This window comes from Morganella psychrotolerans, assembly GCF_001676055.1.
GTDB lineage: Bacteria > Pseudomonadota > Gammaproteobacteria > Enterobacterales > Enterobacteriaceae > Morganella > Morganella psychrotolerans_B.
This window is the reverse complement of sequence record NZ_LZEX01000042.1, coordinates 22,324-46,488: the sequence shown is the minus strand read 5'-3', so window position 1 is coordinate 46,488 and position 24,165 is coordinate 22,324. Positions and strand designations below refer to the sequence as shown.

16 protein-coding genes, 1 other RNA gene and 5 pseudogenes are annotated in these 24,165 nt (G+C 48.5%); 13 read left to right on the top strand and 9 right to left on the bottom strand.

Annotated features, from left to right (window positions below; all coding sequences use genetic code 11):
- Positions 1-67 precede the first annotated feature (67 nt).
- From hupB to AYY17_RS15845, 4 genes are all read left to right on the top strand, one after another.
- A complete protein-coding gene (gene hupB / locus AYY17_RS15860; protein ID WP_067369814.1) occupies positions 68-343 on the top strand; it encodes a nucleoid-associated protein HU-beta in 276 nt (91 codons plus the stop codon).
- A 158-nt stretch (positions 344-501) separates the two neighbouring features.
- Positions 502-2,370 (top strand): peptidylprolyl isomerase, encoded by a 1,869-nt coding sequence (gene ppiD, locus AYY17_RS15855; protein ID WP_067425182.1) that lies wholly within the window; start codon positions 502-504, stop codon positions 2,368-2,370.
- Between the two features lie 153 nt (positions 2,371-2,523).
- Positions 2,524-2,859 (top strand): ComEA family DNA-binding protein, encoded by a 336-nt coding sequence (locus AYY17_RS15850; protein WP_067425178.1) that lies wholly within the window; start codon positions 2,524-2,526, stop codon positions 2,857-2,859.
- A gap of 134 nt (positions 2,860-2,993) precedes the next feature.
- Positions 2,994-3,398 (top strand): acyl-CoA thioesterase, encoded by a 405-nt coding sequence (locus tag AYY17_RS15845; protein ID WP_067399021.1) that lies wholly within the window; start codon positions 2,994-2,996, stop codon positions 3,396-3,398.
- Positions 3,399-3,471: 73 nt separating this feature from the next.
- Here the strand turns inward: AYY17_RS15845 and queC are convergent, their stop codons facing one another.
- Together queC and AYY17_RS15835 are read right to left on the bottom strand one after the other, a co-directional pair.
- A complete protein-coding gene (gene queC / locus AYY17_RS15840; protein WP_067425175.1) occupies positions 3,472-4,170 on the bottom strand; it encodes a 7-cyano-7-deazaguanine synthase QueC in 699 nt (232 codons plus the stop codon).
- 108 nt (positions 4,171-4,278) lie between these two features.
- Positions 4,279-5,320: pseudogene (locus AYY17_RS15835) on the bottom strand (PLP-dependent cysteine synthase family protein).
- A 114-nt stretch (positions 5,321-5,434) separates the two neighbouring features.
- Here AYY17_RS15835 and AYY17_RS15830 point away from each other — a divergent pair.
- The 5 genes and pseudogenes from AYY17_RS15830 to amtB all read left to right on the top strand — a co-directional run bounded on the left by AYY17_RS15830 (position 5,435) and on the right by amtB (position 11,311).
- Entirely contained in the window at positions 5,435-5,911 is a 477-nt protein-coding gene (locus tag AYY17_RS15830; protein WP_067399232.1) for an Lrp/AsnC family transcriptional regulator, read from the top strand.
- A gap of 30 nt (positions 5,912-5,941) precedes the next feature.
- Positions 5,942-7,682 (top strand): annotated as a pseudogene (locus AYY17_RS15825) (SmdA family multidrug ABC transporter permease/ATP-binding protein).
- The gene (locus tag AYY17_RS15820; RefSeq protein WP_067425172.1) at positions 7,675-9,465 is read left to right on the top strand and encodes a SmdB family multidrug efflux ABC transporter permease/ATP-binding protein; all 1,791 of its coding nucleotides are present in this window, start codon (positions 7,675-7,677) and stop codon (positions 9,463-9,465) included. The pseudogene AYY17_RS15825 and the gene AYY17_RS15820 overlap by 8 nt, the downstream one beginning before the upstream one ends.
- 194 nt (positions 9,466-9,659) lie before the next feature.
- Positions 9,660-9,998, top strand: coding sequence for a P-II family nitrogen regulator (locus AYY17_RS15815; RefSeq protein ID WP_067425169.1), 339 nt, complete (start codon positions 9,660-9,662; stop codon positions 9,996-9,998).
- 26 nt (positions 9,999-10,024) lie between these two features.
- Complete coding sequence (gene amtB / locus AYY17_RS15810) at positions 10,025-11,311, top strand: ammonium transporter AmtB (RefSeq protein ID WP_067425669.1); 1,287 nt, start codon at positions 10,025-10,027, stop codon at positions 11,309-11,311.
- Positions 11,312-11,379: 68 nt separating this feature from the next.
- Here the strand turns inward: amtB and tesB are convergent, their stop codons facing one another.
- On the bottom strand, positions 11,380-12,240 hold the full coding sequence (gene tesB / locus AYY17_RS15805) for an acyl-CoA thioesterase II (protein ID WP_067425166.1): 861 nt from the start codon (positions 12,238-12,240) through the stop codon (positions 11,380-11,382).
- A 237-nt stretch (positions 12,241-12,477) separates the two neighbouring features.
- Here tesB and ffs point away from each other — a divergent pair.
- An RNA gene (ffs, locus tag AYY17_RS15800) (signal recognition particle sRNA small type) lies at positions 12,478-12,574 on the top strand.
- 588 nt (positions 12,575-13,162) lie between these two features.
- On the opposite strand, the pseudogene AYY17_RS21350 reads toward ffs, so the two are convergent.
- From AYY17_RS21350 to AYY17_RS15785, 4 genes and pseudogenes are all read right to left on the bottom strand, one after another.
- Positions 13,163-13,367 (bottom strand): annotated as a pseudogene (locus AYY17_RS21350) (HHA domain-containing protein).
- A gap of 64 nt (positions 13,368-13,431) precedes the next feature.
- Positions 13,432-13,791: an Hha toxicity modulator TomB gene (tomB, locus tag AYY17_RS15795; protein WP_067369782.1), complete on the bottom strand. Its 360-nt coding sequence runs from the start codon at positions 13,789-13,791 to the stop codon at positions 13,432-13,434.
- Between the two features lie 558 nt (positions 13,792-14,349).
- Positions 14,350-17,468: pseudogene (locus AYY17_RS15790) on the bottom strand (efflux RND transporter permease subunit).
- Positions 17,469-17,505: 37 nt separating this feature from the next.
- Positions 17,506-18,732, bottom strand: coding sequence for an efflux RND transporter periplasmic adaptor subunit (locus AYY17_RS15785; protein ID WP_156656730.1), 1,227 nt, complete (start codon positions 18,730-18,732; stop codon positions 17,506-17,508).
- Between the two features lie 127 nt (positions 18,733-18,859).
- Between AYY17_RS15785 and acrR the strand changes: the two genes are divergently transcribed.
- The 3 genes from acrR (at position 18,860) to mscK (ending at position 23,436) form a co-directional block, all read left to right on the top strand.
- Positions 18,860-19,507: a multidrug efflux transporter transcriptional repressor AcrR gene (gene acrR, locus AYY17_RS15780; RefSeq protein WP_067425163.1), complete on the top strand. Its 648-nt coding sequence runs from the start codon at positions 18,860-18,862 to the stop codon at positions 19,505-19,507.
- Positions 19,508-19,546: 39 nt separating this feature from the next.
- Entirely contained in the window at positions 19,547-19,900 is a 354-nt protein-coding gene (locus AYY17_RS15775) for a DsrE/DsrF/TusD sulfur relay family protein (RefSeq protein WP_067399002.1), read from the top strand.
- 125 nt (positions 19,901-20,025) lie between these two features.
- Positions 20,026-23,436 (top strand): mechanosensitive channel MscK, encoded by a 3,411-nt coding sequence (gene mscK / locus AYY17_RS15770; protein ID WP_067425159.1) that lies wholly within the window; start codon positions 20,026-20,028, stop codon positions 23,434-23,436.
- Here the strand turns inward: mscK and rsmS are convergent.
- Together rsmS and priC are read right to left on the bottom strand one after the other, a co-directional pair.
- Positions 23,424-23,588 carry a pleiotropic regulatory protein RsmS gene (rsmS, locus tag AYY17_RS15765; protein WP_067425156.1) on the bottom strand — a complete coding sequence of 55 codons (165 nt, stop codon included), beginning with the start codon at positions 23,586-23,588 and terminating at the stop codon, positions 23,424-23,426. The genes mscK and rsmS overlap by 13 nt on opposite strands.
- A gap of 21 nt (positions 23,589-23,609) precedes the next feature.
- Positions 23,610-24,154 (bottom strand): annotated as a pseudogene (gene priC, locus AYY17_RS15760) (primosomal replication protein PriC).
- Positions 24,155-24,165 lie beyond the last annotated feature (11 nt).

The following is a 24,165-nucleotide window of genomic DNA, read 5'->3' as shown; positions in this document are numbered from 1 at the left end:
ACGGCTGTGGCTGTCAGGAACATACTTCGTTGATCCGGGCAGAAAATTCTGAAAGGGGATGATAATAGTGAATAAGTCACAATTGGTCGATAAAATTGCTGCGGATGCTGATATTTCAAAAGCTGCGGCCGGACGCGCGTTAGATGCAATTATTAGTTCTGTAACTGATACCCTTAAAGTGGGTGATGATGTTGCACTGGTTGGTTTCGGTACTTTCACTGTCCGTGAGCGCGCAGCGCGCACAGGCCGTAACCCGCAGACCGGTAAAGAGATCAAAATTGCTGCGGCAAAAGTACCTGCTTTCCGTGCAGGTAAAGGTCTGAAAGACGCAGTAAATAGCTGAGCACTGACTCAGGCTCCGGGATAATTTAGTCCGGGCGGCTTAAAAACCGTGCAAAGGTAAGCAGGAAGCGCATCAGAGTGATGCGCTTTTTTTTGTTTTAGGGCATAATTTACCCTGACCTGATTTTTATTTTACCAAAAGCGGAGTTTGGATTTCTTATGATGGAAAATCTACGCACAGCGGCGAATAACCCTGTGATAAAAATTATCTTCGCCATCATTATCCTGTCATTTATTCTGACAGGTGTCGGTGGTTACCTCGTCAGCGGTTCTAATTATGCTGCCAAAGTGAATGATACTGAAATATCGTCACAGCAATTAGAACGCGCCTTCCAGGAAGAGCGTAATCGCCAGCAGGCTCAGCTGGGTGACATGTTCTCGCAATTAGTCAGTACTGAGCAGGGCGTGAAACAAATCCGCACCCAGGCATTGAATCAGTTAATTGATACTATTTTGCTTGAGCAGTATGCGATGAAATTAGGTATCACTGTCAGTGATAACCAAATTATTAATGCAATCCGTGAAGAACCCGGATTCGCAGTTGACGGGCAGTTCAGCCAGCAGGCATATGATTCTTTCCTTGCCCGTAACAGTATCACCGGTGAAAGCTATGCGAATTATCTGCGCAAACAGATGATCCAGGAGCAGTTGGTGAAGCCTTTTGTCCGTGACTCTTTTGTTCTTGATAACGAAGTCACTAATGCCGCAGCCATTTTGCTGCAGTCACGTACTATCCGTCAGGCAACACTGACTCTCTCAGATGCTCAGGCAAAACAGAGCACCACTGATGAAGAGTTACAGGCTTACTACGCGAAAAATAAAAATAATTTTATCGCTCCTCAGGCGATAAAAATCAGTTTTGTTGAGTTGGATGCTGCCAATATCCAGGATAATACCGGGGTGAATGAGCAGCAAATTCAGGATTATTACGATAAAAACACACCACGCTTTACAGCGCCCGGCAAAGGTGAATACAGTCAGATTACGGTTGCAACACAAGATGATGCCAACGCCATTCTGGATGCACTGAAAAGCGGTGCTGAATTCAGCGCACTGGCTAAGGAAAAATCAACCGATAAACTGACTGCCCGTAACGGCGGCGTTATCGGCTGGATGGAAGATGCCGCATTAGTGCCTGAAATTAAATCGGCGAATCTGAAAAGTGCCGGACAGGTTTCAGAGATTGTGAAGCTGGATAATGGCTACGCTATTTTCCGTCTGGATGCCTATGAGCCGGAAACACTCAAACCACTGGCAGAGGTGAAAGACGAAGTCACTGCGCTGGTAAAAGGTGAAGCGGCAAGTAAAGCCTTCTTTGATTTACAGCAGAAAGCCAGTGAAGCGGCAGCAAATGATAATGAATCTCTGGTCGGCGTTGAGCAGGCCACAGGTGTTAAAGCGGTACAGACAGATTGGTTCGCACTGAGCAAACTGCCTGACGCGGTTAATTATCCGGAATTGCTGAAAGCCTTATCTGATAACCTGCTGTTTGATGAAAAAGGGTCATCCGGCGCTAACTCTGACATCATTACCGTATCCGGTGACCGTGCCTTTGTTATCCGTGTTGATGCGTATCGCCCGGAAGCTGTTGAACCTTTTGAGAAGGTCAAAGGGGAGATTGAGGCTCTGGTTAAACGCAGCAAGGCAGAAGCCGCGCTGAATGCGCAGGCGGATACCTTAATTGCCGCACTGAAAGAAGGCAAAGGTGATGCTGCATTAGCCGCAGCCGGTGTTAAATTTGGTGAAGCACAGACCATTCAGCGCCTTAACCCGACAGATCCTGTAATTAACGCAGCGTTCACTCAGGCTCATCCTGTTGACGGTAAGCCGACATACAGCCGTACAATTGATGCACAGGGCAATATTGTGCTGGTGCAGCTGGATAAAGTCATTGCCGGTAATGCAACGGATCAGGAAAAAACTGAGCTGCGCGGTGTATTACGTCAGCAGATGGCATCAACAGAGCTTGAATCATTACTTATCAACCTGCGTTTGAATGCAGATATTGATGTGAAGAATATGGACTAAATTTTTTCGGCACAGATCGAAAAACTGAATGTCATTTACATTCCCTGAAAGGCTACGTTCGTAGCCTTTCGCATTTCTCCCCCAAAAATTCCCCGGCGCTAAAAATTTTTGCGACACTCCGTTTTGTGCTAAACACCAAAAGGAGATATCAGCATGAAAACGAAATGGACCTCAGCATTACTCTTAACATCCGCTCTTTTAACCGGCGGTATTTTCAGTACATCCGCACTCGCGCAGTCAGCGCAAACAGATAACTCTCAGGCTCAGCAGGTTGTGATTCAGGATACTGACAGCAGCCGGATCAGTATCAATACCGCATCTGCGGAAGAACTGGCGCAGAACCTCAGTGGGATCGGGCCGAAAAAAGCACAGAGTATTATCGAGTATCGTACTGATCACGGACCCTTTACTTCCACTGAACAACTGATGGAAGTTAAAGGGATCGGTGAACGTATTTTTAGTGTAAATAGCGATAAGATAGAGTTATAACATCTGCAGATGTTTACTCTTTTTCCCTCCCCCGTCGGTTGCGGGGGAGGGAAAGAAAAACCGGCTCAGCCGGTTGGTCTGTTTTTCAAACCGGAAATGACTTAAACCGGAAATGTATTAAAGGGAGAGATATTATGAGCACCACCATTAAAGTGCTTGGCTACCATATTGATGCTTTCGGACATGTTAACAATGCGCGCTATCTGGAGTTTCTGGAAGCCGCACGCTGGGACTGGCTGGAAAGCTATGATGCTTACCGCTGGTTTAAGCAGATGGATATCGCGGTTGTTGTGGTTAATATCAATATTAATTACCGGCTCCCGGTACATCTGGGCGAGCGCCTGATTATTGACAGTTACCTGCAACACTCAGGACAGAAGAGCGGTGTTCTCAAACAGATAGTGACCCGGCAGGAAGATAAACAGGTTGTGGCGGATGCTGAAGTGACCTTTGTCTTTATTAATTTAAAAACAGGTAAAGCCCTTCCGATTGAAGGTGAAATCCGCGATAAATTTGAACTGCTGACCGCGCCGGAGTAGCGTGCTCAGAAAAATGAGACAGATAATCTGCCCGGTCATGATGACCGGGCAGATAAGCGAAGAACCGGCTCTGTCAGGAGAGCCCGGTGAGTTTTTTCATCGAGGACATAACGGCATCGCGGTTTGCAAGATAATGTTCTAATCCGTTTTGCCGCAGATGACAGGCGGCACACTCACCGCAGCCATCGCCCTGAATGCCGTTATAGCAGGTCAGTGTTTCCCTGCGGACCGTATCCAGTTGCCCGTAATATTCCGCCAGCGCCCAGGTTTGGGCTTTATCAAGCCACATCAGTGGTGTTTCAAAACGGATTTCACGGGCAATACCCAGGTTTACCGCATGGTTCAGTGCTTTGACAAATTCATCGCGGCAGTCAGGATAACCGGAAAAATCGGTTTCACAAACACCGGTGATAATGGCTTCTGCGCCGACCTGGTAGGCATAAATTGCCGTCAGGGTGAGAAACAGGATATTACGGCCCGGAACAAAGGTATTCGGAATATCACTTTTTTCACTTTCACTGAACCCGGGAACCGGAATATTATCACGGGTCAGGCTGCTGACGGCGAGTTCACTTAATAAGGTGACATCCAGAACCTTGTGCGCTGCCGCGCCCAGTTTCAGGCTCAGTTGGCGGGCAACCTCTATTTCCTGACGGTGACGCTGACCGTAGTCAAACGTCACACAATGCACTTCGTCATAATTCCGGAGTGCCTGAATCAGGCAGGTAGTGGAATCCTGACCGCCACTGAATACGACAACCGCACGTTTCATCTGTAACCCTTACAATATTATACCCAACGTCACTCAGGATGCAGGCGGGCGGTGTGAAGCCAACTCACCTGCAGTTTGAATAAATAAGGGTCTATGGTAACGGCTGCATCACCATTTGGGTAGTGTTGCAAGTGCGTCGGTCAGATCTCCGATATTGTCAGCCACCCACTGCGGGTTGTAATAGGTGTCCGGATAGCGCTCGCCGCTGTCACAAATCAGGGTAACGATGGAGCCGCTCTGCTGCTCTGCATGCATTTGTGCCGCCAGTTGCAGCGCACCCCATACATTGGTGCCGGTTGATGCGCCGACTCTGCGTCCGAGTAATTTTTCCAGCCAGTAAAGTGTGGCGATACTGCATTTGTCGCTGACTTTCATCACATCATCAATGACGCCGGGAATAAATGAAGGCTCAGCACGCGGGCGGCCGATCCCCTCTATTTTACTGCCGGTTTCACAGCGCAGGTGGCTGCATTTCTGGTGATAACAGTCATGGAATACCGAATTTTCAGGGTCAACGACAATGAGTTTTGTATTGTGTCCCTGATAGCGGATAAATCGACCCAGTGTGGCAGAGGTACCGCCGGTGCCTGCGCTCATCACCAGATACTGCGGCACAGGGTGCGCTTCCCGCGACATCTGACGGAAAATACTTTCAGCAATATTGTTGTTGCCGCGCCAGTCAGTTGCCCGTTCGGCGTAGGTAAATTGATCCATATAATGACCGCCGGTTTCACGGGCAAGGCGCTCGGATTCGGCATAAATTTGTGCGCTGTTATCGACAAAATGACATTGTCCGCCGTAGAACTCAATTTGTTCTACTTTGCGCCGGGCCGTGCAGCGCGGCATCACGGCGATAAACGGCAGGCCGAGCAGGCGGGCAAAATAGGCTTCAGATACGGCAGTGCTGCCGGATGAGGCCTCGATAACCGGGGTTCCTTCGCGTATCCAGCCATTGCACAGCCCGTATAAAAAAAAGTGACCGCGCCAGGCGGTGCTTCAGACTGCCGGTCGGGTGTGTACTTTCATCCTTGAGGTATAATGAAACCCCCGGGAAGACGGGTAATTCCACCGGGATCAGGTGGGTATCCGCGCTGCGTTGATAATCGGCCTGAATAGCATTAATGGCGAATGTCGTCCATTGGGTTGTCATACATTATCTCCTCACTGTCAGTTGCTTAATCTTAGCAATTCTGTGAGAGAAAAGGCTTTTTCTATTTTCTTTATCATGCATGATATGGAGAAATATATTCTCCCGGGTGAGTAAATGATAGATAAAATAGACCGTAAGTTGCTGCAACTTTTGCAGGAAGATGCCTCATTATCACTGAATACGCTGGCAGAGGCAGTTAATCTGACTTCTACACCGTGCTGGAAGCGGCTGAAAAGACTGGAAGATGATGGCTATATCCGCAAGCGGGTAGCGTTGCTGGACCCGGAGAAACTCGGGCTGGGACTGACCGTGATTGTGATGATAAAAACTCAGTGCCACAGTAGCGAGTGGTATACTGAATTTGTTGAATTTGTTCAGCAAATGCCCGAAGTGGTGGAATTTTACCGCATGGCGGGGGAATTTGATTATATGTTGCAGGTCGAAGTGGTGGACATGAAACGCTTTGATCATTTTTATAAAAAACTGGTCACCGGTGTACCCGGTTTAATTGATGTGACTTCCAATTTTGCGATGGAGCGCATAAAGTACACCACCGCGTTGCCTATCCCTGAGAAAGGTGCCGCGGATTAACGATTAACTTCAGATGGTATACGGGATCCCGTGAGATTATTTGCTCAACTAAAATGGTATTTCCTCAGTGAATGGCGGCGCTATACGGGGGCTGTTTTTTTTTCTGATCCTTATCGCGGTTTTACAGGTTTTACCGCCGCGTTTTGTCGGCATTATTGTTGATGGCGTAACGAAAGAAACACTGACGATGCAGACGTTGTGGGGCTGGATAGGCATTATGCTGCTTATCGCGCTGGTTATTTATGTCCTGCGCTATATCTGGCGCGTCTGGTTGTTTGGTGCATCGTATAAACTGGCGGTGCGCTTGCGGCAGGATTTTTATCAGCAGTTCAGCCGCCAGTCTCCGGCCTTTTATCATCACTACCGGACGGGTGACCTGATCGCCCGCAGTACCAATGACGTTGATAAAGTCGTGTTTGCCGCAGGCGAAGGTGTTCTGACTCTGGTGGATTCCCTGGTTATGGGTTGTGTGGTTCTGCTGGTGATGAGTATTGAAATCAGCTGGCAGCTTACGCTGTTGTCTTTGTTGCCGATGCCGCTGATGGCACTGGCGATAAAACGCTACGGACAGCAACTTCATCATCGTTTTAAAACTGCACAGGGTGCCTTTTCCTCTCTCAATAACCAGACGCAGGAAAGCCTCAGCAGTATCCGCATGATCAAAGCATTTGGTCTTGAAGCGCATCAGTCAGCTCAGTTTGAATCTGTTGCTGCCGAGGCGGGACGAAAGAACATGCATGTGGCGGAGGTTGATGCACGGTTTGATCCCACCATTATTATGGCCATCGGGATGTCAAACCTGCTGGCGGTTGCCGGCGGCAGCTATATGGTGATGCAGGGCACGCTGACTCTCGGGGAACTGACCAGCTTTATCATGTATCTCGGGCTGATGATTTGGCCGATGCTGGCTCTGGCATGGATGTTTAATATTGTTGAGCGCGGCAGTGCGGCATACAGCCGGATCCAGGTTCTGCTGGAAACCCCGCCTGTACTGGCTGACGGAACAGAGGCGCTGAAACCGGAGCGCAGTGAACTGGCCGTTGCAATTACGGAATTTTGTTACCCGGATACCACGCGACCGGTACTGAATGATATCCGTTTTACGTTGAAACCCGGTCAGTTGCTGGGGTTGTGCGGACCGACGGGCTGCGGGAAATCCACGTTGCTGGCACTGATTCAGCGCCATTATGATGTGACGCAGGGCAATATCTGTTTTCAGGGTAAACCACTTAATTCACTGATTTTTTCAGACTGGCACAGCCGGCTTGCTGTGGTGAATCAAACACCGTTTCTGTTCTCCGATACAATTGCGAATAATATTGCCCTGGGACGCCCGCAGGCAACCCGGGAGGAGATCGAACACGTAGCGCGTCTGGCAAATGTGCATGATGATATTGAACGCCTGCCGCAGGGCTATGAAACTGAGGTGGGTGAGCGGGGCGTTATGCTGTCCGGCGGACAAAAACAACGAATTTCAATTGCCCGTGCCTTATTACTGGATACCGAGATTCTTATCCTGGATGATGCACTTTCTGCCGTTGACGGGCAGACCGAGTTTCTTATCCTGCAAAATTTACGTCAGTGGGGCGAAGGACGGACAGTGATTATCAGTGCACACCGGCTCTCTGCGCTGACAGAGGCAGACAATATTCTGGTTTTACAACAAGGCAGCATTACCGCACAAGGGCGTCATCAGGTGCTGATTAACCAGAACGGATGGTATAGCGAAATGTATCATTATCAGCAGTTAGAGGCCGCGCTCGATGAATGATCAGACACCGAAAAACCTGTGGCCGTCACTGAAACGTCTGCTCGGGTACGGACGCAATTACCGCCGTCCGATGCTGACCGCTATCCTGATGTTGTGGCTGACGGCGATCGCTGAAGTCACGGCACCCGTACTGGTCAGTTACTTTATTGATAATATGGTGGCGAAGGATCAGATAGTGCTCTCAGTGACACTGATGCTGGTAGCCGGGTTTATCGCACTTCAGGTTGCGGCATCGCTGCTTCACTATTTTCAGCTTATCTATTTTAATCAGGCCGCTGTCGGCGTGGTGCAGACATTACGCACTGATGTTATGAATGCTGCTCTGCGCCAGCCGCTGAGTGCGTTTGATACCCAGCCGGTCGGACAACTTATCTCGCGTGTGACAAATGACACCGAGATGATTAAAGACTTATTCGTCAATGTGTTGCCGACATTGTTCCGCAGTGTGGCACTGATTATCGTTATGCTGATTGCCATGTATTCCCTGGAGTGGCGGATGGCGCTGGTGGCAACCGCGATGTTTCCGGTCGTGCTGCTGGTTATGTGGATTTATCAGCGCCTGAGTACGCCGATTATCCGCCGGATCCGCAGTTATCTGGCTGATATTAATGACGGGTTTCATGAAATTATCAGTGGTATGACGGTAATTCAGCAATTCCGCCAGCAGGCACGTTTCGGGGAGCGGATGTTTGCCGCAAACCGCCGCCACTATGACATGAGAATGGCAGCACTGCGCCTTGACGGTATTTTGCTGCGCCCGTTACTCAGCCTGGTTTCTGCTGTTATTCTCTGCGGGATGATGCTGCTGTTTGGTGTTGAGGGAACCGGTGTTATCGGCGTAGGGGTGCTGTATGCCTTTATTACCTATCTGGGGCGGCTGAATGAGCCGCTGATCACCCTGACATCCCAGCAATCGGTGTTGCAGCAGGCGGTTATTTCCGGTGAGCGCGTTTTTGAGCTGATGGACAGCCCGCAACAGAAATACGGTACGGATAATGAACCTCTGGCGACCGGGCGCATTGATATTTCGCACCTGACCTTTGCGTATCAGCCGGGTAAACCGGTGTTGCGTGACATCAGTATGCAGGTAGCAGAGCACAGTTTTGTAGCATTTGTCGGGCATACCGGCAGCGGAAAAAGTACGCTGGCAAACCTGTTGATGGGATATTATCCGTGGCAGGCAGGCGGGATAAGCCTGGACGGACGTCCGCTTGAACAGTTATCTCACAGTGTTATCCGTCAGGGGATTGCGATGGTGCAGCAGGACCCAGTTATTCTCGCGGCATCATTTCGTGACAATGTTACCCTCGGGCGGGATATTGATGATGCCCGTATCCGGCAGGTGCTGGAGACAGTACAGCTTGGTGAGCATGTTTCGCGGCTTGAAAACGGGCTGGATACGGTACTGGGCGAGCAGGGTAAAACATTATCAGATGGTCAGAAACAGTTACTCGCTATGGCACGCGTACTGGTGCAGACACCGAAAATACTCATCCTTGATGAAGCAACGGCAAATATTGATTCCGGCACTGAGCAGGCTATTCAGAAAGCCCTGCAGCAGATCCGCCGGGAAACCACATTAGTGGTTATTGCACACCGGCTCTCCACTATTGTGGATGCCGATACTATCTATGTGCTCAACCGTGGTGAAATGGCGGAATCAGGTACCCATCAGGCATTGCTGGCTGAAAAAGGCCGGTATTATCAGATGTATCAGTTACAGCAGGTCGGTGAATCGCTGAATATGCCTGAAGAGGATAATATCACTGCACTATCATTGTGAGGACTACTACGTAAACAGCGTGTTTTGCCACAAATTGGTGCAATTTTCTTCCTGCCGGAAAGGCGTCTGAATACTCAGACGCCTTTTTTTATTGTAATCAACTGATTTTATTATTTTTATTTTTTATTTTTCGTACTGGCATCATTTTTGCAATTTTCTGTGAGAGATAAACACCAGCTGAAACGGAGAATGTAATGAAACAGATAACTGCAATTATAAAACCTTTTAAGCTGGATGATGTAAGAGACGCCCTCAATACAGAAGGTATTCAGGGGCTGACAGTACAGGAAGTCAGAGGTGCGGGAAGGCAGAAGGGGCATACAGAGTTATATCGCGGGGCGGAATACAGCGTGGATTTTCTGCCGAAAGTGCAGATTATGCTTGTTGTACCGGATAAGGATCTGGAGCGCATTATTGATGTGATTTGCCGGACGGCATACACCGGAAGTATCGGAGACGGAAAGATATTTATTTCTGAAATATCACAGGCGGTACGGATCCGTACCGGTGAACAAAATGATGAAGCCCTTTAAACCGCGCAGAGGTGATACAGATGACAATGAAACAAAGAACAATACTCATTGGTGCAATATCTGCCATTCTGCCAGTCTCCGGTTACAGTGAAACCGCAGGCGCAGATCGTGCGGATAATGGCTTTATGCTGATTTCAGCTGCACTGGTTTATTTTATGACCCTTCCCGGGATCGCGTTATTTTATGGCGGGCTGGTGCGCCGTGAAAATGTTCTTTCAGTGATGACTCAGGTTATTGTCAGTTTTTCGCTGGTTTTACTGTTGTGGGTTTTCTATGGTTACAGCATGGCATTTTCTGAAGGAAATGGTTTTACCGGTTATCTTTCATACGCATTTCTCAGCGGGATAACCACAGAGAGTACCAGCGGCAGCATAAGCCAACTGACGCATGTACTTTTTCAGGGGTCATTTGCGGCGATCACGGTTGCACTTATTACCGGAGCACTGGCTGAGCGGATCCGGTTCAGCGCATTTTTATTTTTTGTGATTATATGGTTTTCGCTGGCTTATGTTCCGATGGCGCATATGGTCTGGGGGGGCGGCTGGCTGGCAGAAAAAGGGGCACTGGATTTTGCCGGCGGGACGGTTGTTCACATTAATGCGGCTGTTGCGGGGTTAGTCGGTGCTTACTTATTAGGACCACGCCTGGCACGGGGAAAATTGGCGGCAAAACCACATAGTCTGCCGATGGTCTTTACCGGCACCGCGATTTTGTATGTCGGCTGGTTCGGGTTTAATGCAGGATCTGCCGGTAAAGCGGATGGTACGGCGGCGCTGGCGTTTATCAATACTGTTCTTGCCGTTGCCGGCGGCGTGCTTGCCTGGGTTGTGGCCGAATGGAGTATACGGGGTAAGCCCTCACTTCTCGGTGCCTGCTCCGGTTGTATCGGCGGGTTGGTCGGGATCACGCCTGCCGCAGGCACTGTCGGGGTATGCGGAGCGATAATTATCGGGCTTGCCAGCGGTGTTGCCGGGTATTGGGGAGTGACAACCCTGAAGCGATGGCTGAAAGTGGATGATATCTGTGATGTGTTCGGTATTCATGGTGTCTGCGGGATAGCCGGCTGTCTGTTGACCGGGGTTTTTACCGCAGAGACGCTGGGCGGCACCGGTTATGCAGAAGGGGTGACAATGCTCAGACAGCTTTGGGTGCAGACTGAAAGTATCATTGTGACGGTTATCTGGAGCGGAGTGATTGCTTACATCGCATTTAAACTGGCAGCACTGACAACCGGGCTTCGTTGTACTGCTGATGATGAAATCAGCGGGCTGGATATCAGCTCTCACGGAGAGCGGGCTTACACGCGGTCGTAAGGTATAAAAAACAAGCCCCCGTTCATGATGTGATACGGGGGCTTTTTGCAGTGCAGAATGACGGTCTGTCAGCTTCGCAACCGCAGAACGCCTTCCTGAACGGTGGATGCGACCAGCTCACCAGCCTGATTATAAAAATGCCCGCGGACAAATCCACGCCCGCCGGAAGCTGTCGGACTTTCTACGGCATACAGCAGCCATTCATCGAGCCGGAACGGGCGGTGATACCACATAGAGTGATCCAGGGTGGCAATCTGAATTTCAGGTTGCATAAAGCCATAACCATGTGGTTGCAAAGCGGTCGGCAGAAAATTGTAATCTGAGGCGTAGCCGAGCAGATACTGGTGGACAGCCGGATCTGCAGGCATCGCACCATTTGTTTTAAGCCAGGTATAACGCTCAGGCGGACTTTCCGGGTTATTAAACGGACTGTAAAAGCGAATCGGACGCCATTCGATGGCCTGCTCGCGCAGAAACAGGGCCTGCATTTTCGGTGGCAGGCTGGCTGCGATTTTTTTGGCAATGTCTGACTCAGAAGGTAATCCTTCCGGACCCGGAACCTCCGGCATCGTGTTCTGATGCGCGAAGCTGCTCTCTTCCCCCTGGAAAGACGCGGTCATATAGAAAATAGGCTCGCCGTTCTGGATCGCACGCACCCGGCGTGCGCTGAAGCTTTTACCGTCACGCAGGTTTTCCACATCATAGATAATGGGTTTGTGACTGTCACCCGGACGTAAAAAATAACTGTGGAATGAGTGGACACAGCGCTCTGCAGGAACGGTTTGTCCCGCAGCGTACAGTGCCTGACCGGCAACCTGTCCGCCAAAGACCTGCGGCAGACCGAGATCTTCACTTTGTCCCCGGAATAGCCCGTCTTCCAGTTTTTCGAGGGCCATCAGGTTTATCAGGTTTTCTAATGCCAGGCTCATAGTTACCCTTATTAAGTATTTTCAACAGGAATCTGTCATTCTAATCGTTGAATGTATAATTGAAAAATAATAAACCACCATTGTGTGCGCTTTCAGAACAGTCAAAATTGCTCAGCCTGCAACCACACGGCACCGGAGTGGGTAAAAATACGGCGGTCAGCACCGGGCGCCTTGCTATTTTATCGCTGATCCCTGATAATGACCCCGCCTCATTATTGAGGGTTCCTATGGGGGCTTTGTTGGTTCTCCCGCAACATGAACTTGTTAACCAGGTCAGATCCGGAAGGAAGCAGCCATAGCAGGGGAATTGTGTGCCGGGATGTCGCTGGCAAGGCCCCCACCCATTTCCGGTATCAGTCGTTATCTCCGTAATCTCCCTTTTTATTCTGTGACAACCGGCCTGTCGGCAGGTATTGGCACGTTATATACACCTTCCTGCATCCTGAATGACGTTGGGTATATATTTATACGGGCACATATTACCGGTTTATTCATAATCTGACGTTATCCCTGTCTGGCGCAAAACAGATACAAACCGGAGAGAACATCTATCCGTGTTCTGCCGCAATTAAAGTGAAACAGGATATTTTTCCCGAAATGGATGATGCGTCTCTCACCAGAAAATAGCATGATAAGCTCAATTTATTATACTTGATTTGACTCACTGAGTGAGTAAAAGGAATAGATACACTTTCTGTGATTATATAAGCACAGTGTTATATTTAATTATTTTCAGAAAGAATAAGTCAGGAAATATACATTTTACTTATAAAGTGTATTTTTATCGTAATATAGAAAGTGAACAACGCAGAAATATGAGATAAACGCGCGGGCATGATCGAAGCCAAAGTCAGTAGTGTCTTTGGCTCTGGATCACTAAAATAAGACTATTACTTTATAGGTCGCTGGCGACAAGGCCAAATTAACGTACAAATTTCCAGACTGAGGGCGGAATTTTATCGTACAATTTATTCATGGTTAATTCTGCCAGACGATGGTCAGCTGCTGAATAGAAAAGCTCCAGCTCATCATCAGTCAGTTCATACTTGTTTTTTTTCTATAACACGTTCCAGTGTTTCGATAGAAGTGCACTTGCGTAAGCGCATCAGATAGTCTGTTTTAGTCATCATAATATTATCTTCTTGCTGGTTTATTGTTGCGCAATGTATTGATATCTAAGTGTATATTCCCTTAATGGACAAGGTGCCCCTCACTGGTGAGCATACAGCTTACAAGTGATGCCATCTTCTTCCATTCCTCAATATCATTAAATGAAACTTCCATACAGCCGAAAAGCGCATAAGTTTCATCGATATATTCATCGATAAATGAAATGAGGTCCTTATTTTGAGTATGTTTTATCTTAAAACTCCAGACTACGTCAGCAATGTAGCCTAATAATTCATTTAGTTTTAAGTTTGAATCAGAGGTTAAATCATTAACCCAATAACTATTGCTTCTGATGAGTGTGTGTATGCCATCGTGGCAGAGTTCATCACACAAATACTTCAGTACCGCAATATCGTAATTTCGTGGTGTATACTCGTCCATAATCACCTCCTGGATGTAACCGAGAATGACAAGGCGCTGAAAAACGTTAAATTATAATTAACATGTGAGTAAGTTATTACGTTATCGTCGTCGGTATATTTAAATATAGTCAGCCTTTATTTATAAATAAAGGTAATGTAAGGTTTGATGCTATTTGAAGCAATCAGGTTTCAGACTCAGTGTTAAATCCATTTCAGTTAATGAACCCGGTGTTCCGGAAATAGGTGGATAAAGAGATCTGAAATAGCCTTGCCTCTAATATAACACTATTTATGCTGATGTCACTAGCTAAAAATAAAAAAATGCAAAGGTAAATGCAGAATAAATGCACTAATACGTAAGTTGTAATTACACAGGTACTTAAATTTACTGATTTTTTTGTTGGTGACTGATGCTGAATATAATTTGGAATGACAAAACATTACATTATCTGTAATGTTATAGTTTACATTTATCAATTGTTTATTTAAGTGTTAATGACGTAAATTTGAAAATATTCATAATGATAACGAAATAAAAAAAAGGTCACTAATGTGACCTTTTTGCGTTTAAGCAGGATTAAAATCCGTCGGGACTATTACTCTTCTGAGTCACTGCATGAGCATGCTCAATATCTTCATTTTTGCTGCCAAAGCGGCGGCGAATAACTACATAGAAGACCGGAACAAAGAAGATAGCCAGTGAGGTTGCGGCAATCATACCACCGAATACCCCTGTACCTACGGCGTTCTGCGCACCGGAACCGGCACCGTTACTCAGGACTAACGGAATAACCCCGAGCATAAAGGCCAGCGATGTCATCAGAATCGGACGCAGACGCATTTTGACAGCTTCCAGCGTGGCTTCGATAAGCCCTTTGCCTTCTTTTTCCATCAGATCTTTGGCAAATTCAACAATCAGTATGGCGTTTTTCGCCGATAGCCCGATGGTTGTCAGTAAGCCGACCTTAAAGTAAACGTCGTTATCCAGTCCGCGCATGTGAGTCAGTAACAGCGCTCCGATTACCCCGAGCGGAACAACCAACATAACAGAGAACGGCACAGACCAGCTTTCATACAGGGCTGCCAGACAGAGGAAGACCACGATGAGTGAGATAGTGTAAAGTGCAGGAGCCTGGTTACCGGAAAGTTTCTCCTGGTAAGACATCCCCGTCCACTCAACACCAAAGCCCTGTGGTAACTCTTTCGCCATGCTTTCCATCAGCGCCATTGCATCACCACTACTTTTACCCGGTGCCGCACTCCCCTGGATTTGCATCGCAGGTAAGCCGTTATACCGTTCTAAGCGCGGTGAACCAAATGTCCACGGATCTTTCTTTGTATCGATAAAGGCGGAGAACGGTACCATTTGCCCGACATTATTGCGGACATACTGCTCAGCAATATTTTTCGGCTGCATACGGAACGGTGCATCGGCCTGAACAAAGACTTTCTTCACACGACCACGGTCGATGAAGTCGTTGACATAAGTACCACCGAACATGGTGCTCAGTGCAGCATTGATAGTACTGATATCAACACCCAGTGCTTCCGCTTTCTGCTGATCGATATGGATACGGTACTGTGACGTATCTTCCATCCCGTTCGGACGCACCTGAACCAGCATATCCGGATGCTCACCTGCCATTTTCAGCAGTTGGTTACGGGCAGCGGTCAGTGCGACGTGACCCTGGTTTGCGTTATCCATCAGTTCGAGGTCAAAACCACTGGATGAACCCAGTTCCACAATCGGCGGAATATTAACGGCGAAAATCATGGCGGAGGACTGGCCGTAGAAGTGCTGGTTAGCACGATCAACAATCGCTTCCACTTTATCTTCTTTGGCTTTACGTTCATCCCAGTTTTTCAGAACGACGAATGCCAGACCCATATTCTGTCCCTGACCCGCGAAGCCGAAGCCGTTAACGGTAAAGACAGATCCCACCACTTTTTTCTCTGTTTCCAGATAGTATTTACTGACGCTATTGAGCACTGTCTGTGTCTGCTCCTGGGTTGAACCAGGTGGTAACTGAACCATCGAGAGCAGAACCCCCTGATCTTCTTCCGGCAGGAAGGAGGTCGGCAGGCGGGTGAACATGACGATCATGGCCGCTACCAGCAGTACATAGATAACCAGATAACGACCTGTACCACGCAGCATACGACCTACGCTGTCAGTGTAATGGTTAGTCTGTTTCTCAAATATGCGGTTAAACCAGCCGAAGAACCCGGTTTGTGAACCGTGGCTGCCTTTGGCGACAGGTTTTAGCATGGTGGCACACAGTGCCGGTGTCAGAATCATCGCAACGAAAACGGAGAGAACCATTGCCGCTACAATCGTGATGGAGAACTGACGATAAATAGCCCCTGTTGACCCGCCGAAGAAGGCCATCGGGATAAATACCGCAGATAACACCATCGCGATACCGACCAGAGCACTCTGAATCTGCACCATTGATACTTTTGTGGCTTCTTTGGGCGGAAGCCCGGTTTCCTGCATTACACGCTCAACGTTTTCAACCACAACGATGGCGTCATCCACAAGAAGACCGATGGCCAGCACCATCGCAAACATCGTCAGGGTATTTATTGAATACCCGAACGCGGCAAGGACGGCGAATGTCCCCAAAAGAACAACCGGTACGGCAATCGTCGGGATCAATGTGGCGCGGAAATTCTGTAAGAACAGGTACATCACCACGAACACCAGCATAATAGCTTCAACCAGTGTTTTTACCACTTCAAAGATAGAGATCTTAACGAAAGGTGTTGTATCGTAAGGATAAACCAGTTCCAGACCATCCGGGAAAAACTCGGACATTTCAGTCAGGGAATCACGTACGGCTTTGGCGGTATCCAGGGCGTTAGCACCGGTTGCCAGTTTGATACCGATACCTGATGCCGGTTTTCCGTTATAGCGGGCGATAATACCGTAGTTTTCCGCACCCAGTTCCACATAAGCCACATCTTTCAGGCGGACGACGGAACCATCGGTATTGACCCGCATCATGATTTCCTGAAACTGCTCAGGTGTATTCAGACGGGTCTGCGCGATAATTGAGGTATTCAGACGCTGGTTTGCAACCGGCGGCGTTCCCCCTAACTGACCGGCGGCAACCTGGTTATTCTGGACTTTAATGGCATTGATGACATCCAGCGTGCTCAGGTTGTATTTGATCAGTTTGTCCGGGTCAAGCCACACACGCATTGCATACTGTGTACCGAACAACTGGGTTTCACCCACCCCGGTAACACGGCTTATCGGGTCTTTTATATTTGACCGACGTAGTCTGCAATATCGTCCTGCGTCATATCGCCGTTTTCAGAAACAAAACCGGCAACCAATAAGAATGAACTGGTTGATTTTTCAACGGTAATACCTTGCTGCTGCACTTCCTGCGGCAGTAACGGCATGGCCAGTTGCAGTTTGTTCTGCACCTGAACCTGTGCGATATCCGGGTTGGCGTCAGCGTCAAAGGTCAGCGAGATATTCATGTTACCCGCAGAGTCACTTGTTGAAGACATGTACACCATCTTGTCGATACCGTTCATGTTCTGCTCGATAACCTGGGTTACCGTATTCTGAACTGTCTCGGCATCTGCACCCGGATAGGTAGCAGAAATTGAAATTGTCGGTGGTGCAACAGAAGGGTACTGTGCCACCGGCAGTTTCATGATCGCCAACAGACCTGCAAGCATGGTAATAATCGCTATTACCCATGCAAATATCGGTCTTTCAATAAAAAACTTTGGCATGAATCACTGACTCCTTATTGGGACTTCTGAGCAGATTCAGTATTTTTTGGCGCAGCGCCGGCTGTGCATCCGAACCTGCTTCAGTTGCCTTAACGACAGTGCCGGGCTTGATTTTCTGGAAGCCTTCGGTCACAACACGCTCACCGTTACTTACACCAGACGTAACCAGCCAGTTGTTACCGTATGCCTGACCAACAGTGACAGGGCGGACTTCAACTTCATTTTTGGCATTGACGACGTTAACAACGGCACCGCCTTTCGCTGTACGGATAACCCCTTCCTGCGGAATAAGGATGGCATCAGGACGCACACCTTCATCCACGCGGGCACGGACAAACATACCCGGCAGCAGAGATTCAGACGGATTAGGGAACACCGCCCGCATAGTGATTGAACCGGTGGTTTCATCAACAGTTACATCGGAGAATTCCAGATACCCTTTATGGGTATAATCTTTGTTCTCAGCAGTCACAAGACTGACCGCGACTTTGCCTTGTTCTTTGTTGACAACACCGCTGGCGATTTCCTGCTTCAGGCGCAGGTAATCATCACTGGACTGGGTCACATCGACATAAATCGGGTCGATTTGCTGAACCAGTGTCAGTGCCTGAGCCTGTCCTGAGGACACTAATGCGCCTTCAGTCACAGTCGATTTACCGGAAAGCCCGGCAATCGGCGATGTGACTTTGGTGTAGTTCAGGTTTATCTGAGCAGTCTGAACAGAGGCCTGTCCTGCCTGAACAGCAGCCTGAGCCTGCGCGAGAGTTGATACTGCCGTATCATAGTCCTGGCGGCTGATATAGTTAGTTCCCAGCAACGGTTTATAGCGGTTCACTGTCAGGCGGGCCAGCTCTGCATTGGCTTTGGCTTTGGCCAGTTCAGCCTGAGCGCTGCTGAGTGTTGCCCTGAAAGGTGCCGGATCGATCTGATAGAGCGATTCGCCCTCTTTGACGTCACTTCCTTCTTTATAATTGCGTTTTAAAATAATGCCGCCGACCTGCGGGCGGACCTCGGCAACGCGGTAAGCTGAAGTTCGGCCCGGAAGCTCGGTACTCACGGTGAGTGGCCCGGCTTTCAGTGTGACGACTTTAACGTCCGGCGGTGGCATTTCGCCCCCTTTTTGTTGCTCTTCACCACAGCCGGACAGCAGGATACTTCCGGACAGGACAAACAGCGCCAGAGGTAGAACGCCTCTGTTTTTTCGCATAGTAAACCTCTATAAAATGTCGATATTTCAACCAGTGAAATAGGGTTGCTTCACTCTTAATTCAGCGTGCTATAATACAAACATACACGAATGTATGTAAATTAACTTCAGGTGACACTGACCGTACATGGCACGAAAAACTAAACAACAGGCCCGGGAAACCCGCCAGCAGATTATTGATGCCGCATTAATCGCCTTCAGTGAGCAAGGCGTTTCGTCGACGTCATTAGTGGATATTGCAAAACAAGCGGGTGTCACCCGTGGCGCGATTTATTGGCACTTCAAAAATAAAGTGGATCTCTTTACTGAAGTCTGTGCAATAACTGATACAAAAATTGGATTGATTGAACAAGAGTATCGGGCAAAACACCCGGATAATCCACTTTTAGTGTTTAAGAAAATATTAATTTACATTTTAAAATCAGCTGCATTGGATCCGAAAATGCGGGCCATAATGAGTATTTCCTTTCACAAATGTGAATTCACAGGTGAAATGAGTGAGCTTATTGCCATTCGTCAGAATTTATACGCAACAGAATATTCCAGAATTGAAGTATTTTTGATTGAAAGTGTCGCGCAGGGGTTCTTACCCGCGACGCTTGACCTGCGGCGTGCCGCCATTATGTTGCGGGGAATGATAACCGGGCTGTTAGAAAACTGGCTCTTTTCCAATGAGAGTTTTAATATTGTCGGACAGGCTGAATATTTGGTTGACGGTTATCTGGATATGCTGATGCTCAGTAATAATATGCAACTACCGCCGGCAGACGCCTGATACCTGTTTTTCGAATAATCTGACTCAAGGATCTCATGTATGAAGCCTGTATTAATTATTGCCAATGGTGCTGCGTATGGCAGTGAATCTCTGTTTAATGCACTACGTCTTGCCATTGCGATTAAAGAGCAAGACAGTAAGGTGCCGATGAATGTCTTTCTGATGTCTGATGCCGTTGTCGCAGGGTTGCGCGGGCAGCAGCCGAAAGAGGGATATAATCTGAAACAGATGCTGGAGATATTGCTGGCGCAGCAGGTGGAGATTAAACTGTGCAAAACCTGTACCGATGCCCGCGGAATGACAGACCTTCCTCTGGTTGATGGTGTGCAGATTGGTACACTCGGTGAACTGGCACAGTGGTCACTGGATGCTGAAAAAATCATTACATTTTAATTATTATATTTTAATTATTATATGTCCGGCATCATTCAGGATGCAGCCAACGAATCTGCAACCTGAATGAATAAGAGTATATAAAACGAAACAGAACGCCGGGCCCGGCACAGGTGAATATTACTATGAAGCGAGTCAGTCGCATCCCGGCGTCCGGTTTATCCCGGATGTTTTCTTTCCGTATATTTACCTGTTGTTTACTGATGCTGTCAGTCCTGTGGCAGAGTGCAGCACTCGCAGCGGCACAGGATATACCTGAGCGCAGTACTATTCAGACTGAACTGAGCGCACTGAATAACCGCAAAGATCAGACTGCAAATGACAAGCTTTCAGTTCAGGATCTGGAACGGGCACTGGTTTTTTATGACAATCTCGATTCGCTGAAAGACAAATCACAGCAACTGAAAAAACAGACAGATGATGCCCCGCGTTTGTCCGAACAAGTCTCACAAAAATTAACGCAGATAAAATCATTAACGGATGAAGGGCTGGCTGAGTACAAAATCAGTATTACGAACCTGCCCCTGGCTCAGCTTGAACAGAAGCTGAACAGCACACTTGAAGCGTTACAGACGGCACAAAATAATCTCTCTTCTTATAACAGTGACCTGATAGCACTTCAGACCCAGCCGGAACGCGCGCAAAATATTATGTATGCCAATGTGCAGCGTCTTCAGCAAATCCGCGCTTTGCTTAATGATTCACTGGCGGCACAAAAGGTGCTGCGCCCGACTGAAATTGAAGCCCTCCAGATAGAGCAATACTATTTACAGCAACAGATTGATTACCAGAAACGGGCGCTGCAGTCGAATACCCAGTTACAGAATGTATTACAACTCCAGCGCGATTATGTGGTGGAGCGCATTAAGCAGCTGGAAGGCTATATTGATGTCATTCAGGAAACAGTCAGCGGCAAGCGCCTGGATTATTCGGAAGAAGCCGCTAAAGAAGCGCAAAGCTCGGATGACAGCCAGCGCAATATTCAGGATGATCCGCTGGTCTTGCGTGAAATTGCACTAAACCATGATTTAAGTGAAAAATTAGTTGCTGCAACCCGCAATAATAACCAGCTTGTGCAACGGACCATTAAGGTCAAAAGTATTCTTGACCGCGCACTGCAATCAGAACGGAACCTGAAAGAGCAGATTACCGTTTTGCGCGGCAGTTTGTTGCTCTCCCGCATTTTATTTAAAGAACAAATCGACCTGCCGCAGGATTTGCTGATTAAGGATTTACCTGACCGGATAGCAGACCTGCGTCTGGAGCAGTTTGAAATTAATCAGCAGCGCGACAAGCTCTATCAGCCGGACAGCTTTGCCGATGCATTGATTGCAGAGTATGGAAAAACCCATGATATGCCGGCATCTGAAGCGGAGCAGCGGGCGCAAAAACATGCCCTGGTGCAGGTGGTGTCAGTCCGTCAGGATCTGCTTGATCAGCTCAACACTCAGATGGGTAATCAAATCTCACAGGCGATTAATCTGCAACTGGATCAGACTCAGTTGGTGACGGTGGTTGCCTCGCTGGAAAAAACCCTCGCGCAACAAATTTTCTGGGTGAACAGTAACAAACCGGTGAATCTTGCGTGGTTCCAGTCTTTTCCGGGGGCGGCGAAACAAGAGCTGACCTCGCTGGATCTGAACTGGTCACTGCAAAGTCTCGGTAGCGGGTTTATCAATTCCCTCTACATTACAATACCGCTGATGATTATTGCGCTGCTGCTGCGTTTCGGCTCAAAGAATATCGATACCCGGCTTAGTGAAATCAACGCCAATGTCGGACGGCTGAAAAAAGACAGACAGATTTATACCCCCATGGCGCTCGGGCTGGTGCTGATTAAAACACTACCATCCTCATTGTTTGTTATTGCGTTCGGCTATTTCTGCCTGAAAACCGGCAGTGCGGATTCAGCTCTGATGTGGACAATCTCCCGCCAGCTTGCGTTTTTCTGGGTATTGTTTGAGTGGAGTTACCGGATAATGAAGCCGGACGGTATTGCTGTCACCCATTTTGGCATTGATGCGGAAATCTGCCGCACCGGGCGCAGGCGTCTGATTCGTCTTGCGCTGCCATTGTTGCCGATTATGTTATGGGCGGCATACGGAATGGAATATCCGCTGCGTCTGGTGGATGACGTGATAGGTCAGCTGGTGGTGCCGGTTGCGCTGGTCTTTGTGTTTGCATTCACATTGCCGTTCTGTATTGAAATCTGGCGGGAGAAAGGCTCACATCTGGTGCGCGCCTTTCTGCTGACGCTGCTGACATTTTCCCCGCTGGTGCTGGTGGTACTGGTGGGGCTGGGTTATTACTACACAGCACTGCGTCTGAGCAGCCGCTGGATTGACAGTCTGTATCTGATGCTGGTCTGGTATATCGTTTATCACACCAGTCTGCGCGGGCTGGCACTGGCTGCACGTCGGCTGACCTATCAGCGCGCCCTGGCCCGCCGTCAAAAACAGCAGTCACAACACAAAGAGCAACATGAGGGAGATGAGATCCCGGAAATGATGGTGGAGGAGCCGCCGATGTCAATGGAGCTCATCAATCAGCAGTCTCTGCGTATGACATCCATGGTGCTGTTTATTGTGTTTGCTGCCGCATTTTACGGAATATGGTCTGATTTTATTACGATTTTTTCTTTCTTTGACAGTTTTACTCTCTGGCATTCAAATGTTGATACCGCGCTGGGAAATGTGGTGGAAGCCGTCACGCTCGGGGATCTTATTCTGTCGGTACTGATTGTGGTGGTGTCCTGGATAATGATGCGCAACCTGCCGGGACTGTTGGAAGTTCTGGTGCTTTCGCGGCTCTCTTTGCGCCAGGGAACATCGTATGCGATAACCACCATTATGACATATCTGATTGTCGGGATAGGGACTATTGCAGCCTTTGGTATGCTCGGGGTGTCGTGGGGTAAATTACAGTGGCTGGCAGCAGCCTTAACCTTTGGTCTCAGCTTCGGGTTACAGGAAATTTTCGCCAACTTTGTATCGGGGATAATTATTCTGTTTGAGCGCCCGATCCGTATCGGGGATACCGTGACTATCGGCACATTCTCCGGGACGGTGAATAAAATCCGCATTCGTGCAACCACGGTGATTGATTTTGACCGCAAAGAAGTGATTATTCCGAACAAAGCCTTTATGACCGAGCGCCTGACCAACTGGTCACTCTCAGACACCGTCACCCGTATTGTTATCAGTGTGGGCGTAGCGTACGGATCTGATCTGGATAAAGTCAGGGAGGTGTTACTGAAAGCGGCGACAGATAACCCGAAAGTGATGACCGACCCGGCGCCGGGAGCCTACTTCATGACATTTGGTGCAAGCAGCCTTGATCACGAATTACGGTTTTATGTCCGCACTATCGGCGATCGCGGGGCGACTAAGGATGAAGTGAACCGGGCGATTGATCAAATGTGCCGTGAAAATGATATTAATATCGCGTTCAATCAGCTGGAAGTGTATCTCCATGATCAGAACAGCGGAAAAGAAGTGCAGGTGCAGGGACCCGGTAACGGCGTTCAGCCGGCCTGAAAACCGGGCGCATTGCGCTGTTTTTTTTCATAATCCTGCCGGACAATCTCTAATGCCGCCAGAACCGTTTCCGGCGGTATCTGGTGGTTTTCCAGTAAACAGATGAGATCAACAGCCAGTTTTACTTCATCGGGTGCGTTGTCAAGACTCATAGGTTCTCTGCCATCTCAGGATTAAAATTCAAGCCCGTCGCGGCGCTCAATCTGTTTTTCGATTCGCTGTAATGCCTGGCGGCAGCGTACCAGCGGCCGGAAAGGGCAGCCAGTTCTTTCTGTATTTTTTGCTGTTCGGCAAATGACGGTGCGCTCCCGAGCGCCAGTTCGCGGTCATTTGTCATTTGTGCCAGGCGTCGCTCGTAATCCTGATGCTGCGCCAGGCGCTGATATAAATCGACCTGACTGTCGCGCTGTGTATAGTGCTGCTCTTTCTTACGCAACGATTGTGTGGCGGCTTCGCGGTTCAGTGCCGCTATCTGGGCAACAATTTTTTCAGCCAGAAAACGCACCTGATCCGCACGGTTTTCATCCACACATTGTGTCAGTTGGTTAACATGGCGCTGAAGCTCATCCATATTGTGACGCAGTGTTTTGTTGCGGGCAGAAAATAAATTATCATCGAACCGGCGCTGAGCGAGTTCCTGTTCAGCAATCGGCGCAATCTGTGTTTCCAGTGCGGCTATTTTCTCCTGCAAGGCCAGTAAAAGCTGTCTGGTGTTCATTTTCCGCCTCA